This window comes from uncultured Cetobacterium sp. (assembly GCF_947039425.1).
GTDB lineage: Bacteria > Fusobacteriota > Fusobacteriia > Fusobacteriales > Fusobacteriaceae > Cetobacterium_A.
This window is the reverse complement of the sequence record NZ_CAMQYW010000230.1, coordinates 1-3,201: the sequence shown is the minus strand read 5'-3', so window position 1 is coordinate 3,201 and position 3,201 is coordinate 1. Positions and strand designations below refer to the sequence as shown.

Sequence of the window (3,201 nt, the reverse complement as noted above, 5' to 3'; positions counted from 1 at the left end):
AAAATAACCTTCATTTATAATATATATTTAAAGTATACTTAACTATGTAGTAATATATATTGTAAATACTATTTAAGGAGGTTATTATGAAAAAGACTATTATATTTTTATCAATATCTGTTATAAGTTTATGTGCTCCAAAACAATCATATACTGATGGTAGTGCTTATGCATTGAGAGATTATTTTTCAACAAAAAATAAAGAGATTATAACAACAAGTAAAATTATGAAATTAGAAGATAAGATATATGCTCAAAAAATTAAATATAGAACATTTAGTAGTTTTGGAAAACCTCAAATTAAAGAAAAGATATTTATTATAAAAGATATAAATTCAGAATATACTTTTGTAGAAAAAATTGAAGATTTAAATATTATTGATATTGCTTATAATTAAAAAAAGCTGTAGACAGTTATTTGTCTACAGCTTATTTTAGATTTATAATCTATTAGCAACAACATCCCAATTGATTATGTGTATGAAAGCATCAATATATGCTGCTCTTCTATTTTGGTAATCTATATAATAAGCATGTTCCCAAACATCTAGATTTAAAAGTGGTTTTAAATTATCTTTAAAAGGAGTATCTTGATTTTTAGTTATAATAATTTGTAAATTATTATTATTATCTTCCACTAACCATGCCCAACCTGAACCAAAACATCCTAAAGCAGCTTTTTTAAGTTCTTCTATAAAATTTTCAACAGAAGAAAAATCTTTTATAAGCTTAGTTTTTAAGCTCTCAGGAATATCCATATCTACACTAGGTGATAATTGATCAAAGTAAAAATTATGATTAAAAACTCCACCTCCATTATTAATAATACCTGTTTTAAAATTTTCAGGAATATTATTTAGATTTTTTAAAATATCAATAAGAGATGTTTCTTGTAATTCTGGTATTTCTTTTAAAACTTTATTTAAGTTATCAGTATAAGCTTGTAAATGTTTATCATGGTGATATTCAAGAGTCATTTTGCTTATAAAAGGCTCTAATTGAAAATAGTCATAAGGTAAAGATTTTAATTGAAATGGATAATTTGTTTGCATAAAAAACCTCCTAAAATAATTTCTATTTAAATATAAACCTTAACTAATATGTATACCTATTTTATCAAAAAGTCAAGTTGAATATTTAAATATAAATCTATTTAACTTTAATAAACCATATGATATTATGTAATTATTATAACTAATAAATACAAGGAGTTTTGTTATGATTTACAATAGAAAAAAGCAGTATATTATAAATATAATTTTATTATTTTTAATATTTGGTATTTTTATATATTTAATTAAAAATAATTTATTTAATAAAAATAGATATTTTATAAATGATCCACTTTTTAAAACAAGTTCAAAATTTAATACTAAAGATTTATCTAAAATAGAAGTTAAATTATTAGATGATTTTAAAAAAATAGCTCCTCCAAAATATCCAGAGTTATATATGTCAATTGTGGAAAAAAATAGAGTTTTATTTGATAAAACAACAGATTATAAAGTTCCTAATTTTATATTAAAAGAGCTTTTACAAAGTGAATATTTAGATTCTAGAGAAAAATTATATATATTAAATAAGTTAAGAATTTTAAATAGTTCATCGATTAATATTTTAAACTCTATAAAATATACTATAGAGTATTTAAAGTTAGCAACATTGTTAAAATCTCAATATGATATAGATAGAGCTAAAATAGCACTAGCATCAATATTAAGTGGTTTGAATGGAAAAGAATCAGCAATTAAATTATTGTTAGAAGTAAAAAAAGAAAAAAATATGTATGAATTTAAAAATAGAGTTACTATTTTGGTTTATTTACATTTAATTGAGAATTATTTAGATATAAAAGATTATAAAAATGTAAAGATATATCTTAATAATTTAGATGTTTTATTTAAAAATGAAAAATCTCAATATAAATTTAATATTTTAATATTTAAAAATTTATTAAATGCAGATTTACAATTAGATTTAAATAATAAAAAAAAGGCATTAATTTATTTAAATAATGCAAAATACTATTTAAATAAATTAAATAAAATATATTTTGTAGGAATAAGAGATCATTATATATTAAGTTTAGAAAATTATAATTTAAAATATAATTTTAAAAAGTTTTCAGAAAAAAAAATATTTAAATATATAGAAGAAGATTCTAATTTTGATTATTTTTTTTCTAAGAAAGCATATGATATGCTTTTTAAATATTATTATAAAAATAACAATTTAAAAAAGTATAAATCATTAAAAGAAAGAAATGATATGGTAACGACTAAATTAAATGATTCAAATAATAAAATAATCACTTTATTTTTAATAGAATCAATAGAAAAAGATTTTATAGATAAAGAGAATAGAGTTTTATATAAAAATTTAATAATGCTATCAATAATAATATTATTAATAATTGGGTTATCCTTGTTTGTAAATTCTAAGTTAAAAATAGAATCAGAAATAGATGGATTAACAAAATTAAAAAATAGAAAAAGTTTTGATAAAAAAATAAAAAGACTAAAGAATAAAAAATATTATATGTTTTTATTTGATATTGATAATTTTAAAAAGATTAATGACAATTATGGCCATTTAATAGGGGATGAAGTTCTAGAAAGAATAGGTCAAATATTAAATACTAGAAACAGCAATAATATTACAACTTATAGAGTTGGAGGAGAAGAATTTATAGTTATTTTTGAAAATATTAATTTTGTGAATTCCAAAGAAGAATCAGAAAATATTAGAAAAAGTATAGAAAAAAATAAATGGAATAGAATAGAAAAAGTTACTATAAGTGGAGGGTTTTCAAATAGTAATGAAAATACATATAAAACTTGTGATAAATTACTCTATTTTTCTAAAAATACAGGAAAAAACAAGATAACTTATTTTTAGAAATAGTTTGTTGAATAAAATAAATATTTCACGCAATCTCTAAAAATAAAAAAGTCTTAATTTTTTCTGTTTTCTATTCTTTTTTAGGACAAATGGAACTGAAAAACAATTTTATTGTAAAAAAACAAACAAAAAATATTGACTTTTATTAAAAGTTCATATATAATAATAATATGTCCGGGGGGATATATAGTTCATATAAAAGATTTAGGGGGAATTAGTTCCCTTCTTATGTGAAGAAGGAAACTAAATAAGAAAAGCAATGGATAGTACTGTCCATTGCTTTTTTATGTTATAATAATA

At 19.4% G+C, this 3,201-nt stretch carries 3 protein-coding genes; 2 read left to right on the top strand and 1 reads right to left on the bottom strand.

What is annotated here, in order from left to right:
- Positions 1–86 precede the first annotated feature (86 nt).
- The gene (locus Q0V09_RS09650) at positions 87–398 is read left to right on the top strand and encodes a hypothetical protein (RefSeq protein ID WP_297488980.1); all 312 of its coding nucleotides are present in this window, start codon (positions 87–89) and stop codon (positions 396–398) included.
- Positions 399–440: 42 nt separating this feature from the next.
- Here the strand turns inward: Q0V09_RS09650 and Q0V09_RS09645 are convergent, their stop codons facing one another.
- The gene (locus tag Q0V09_RS09645; RefSeq protein ID WP_297488977.1) at positions 441–1,052 is read right to left on the bottom strand and encodes a superoxide dismutase; all 612 of its coding nucleotides are present in this window, start codon (positions 1,050–1,052) and stop codon (positions 441–443) included.
- Between the two features lie 166 nt (positions 1,053–1,218).
- On the opposite strand from Q0V09_RS09645, the gene Q0V09_RS09640 reads away from it, so the two are divergent.
- Complete coding sequence (locus Q0V09_RS09640) at positions 1,219–2,898, top strand: GGDEF domain-containing protein (protein ID WP_297488974.1); 1,680 nt, start codon at positions 1,219–1,221, stop codon at positions 2,896–2,898.
- Positions 2,899–3,201 lie beyond the last annotated feature (303 nt).

Bases quoted from the DNA above. Each gene is read 5' to 3' on its own strand.
- Q0V09_RS09650 (WP_297488980.1), top strand. From the start codon at position 87: ATGAAAAAGACTATTATATTTTTATCAATATCTGTTATAAGTTTATGT.
- Q0V09_RS09645 (WP_297488977.1), bottom strand. From the start codon at position 1,052: ATGCAAACAAATTATCCATTTCAATTAAAATCTTTACCTTATGACTAT.
- Q0V09_RS09640 (WP_297488974.1), top strand. From the start codon at position 1,219: ATGATTTACAATAGAAAAAAGCAGTATATTATAAATATAATTTTATTA.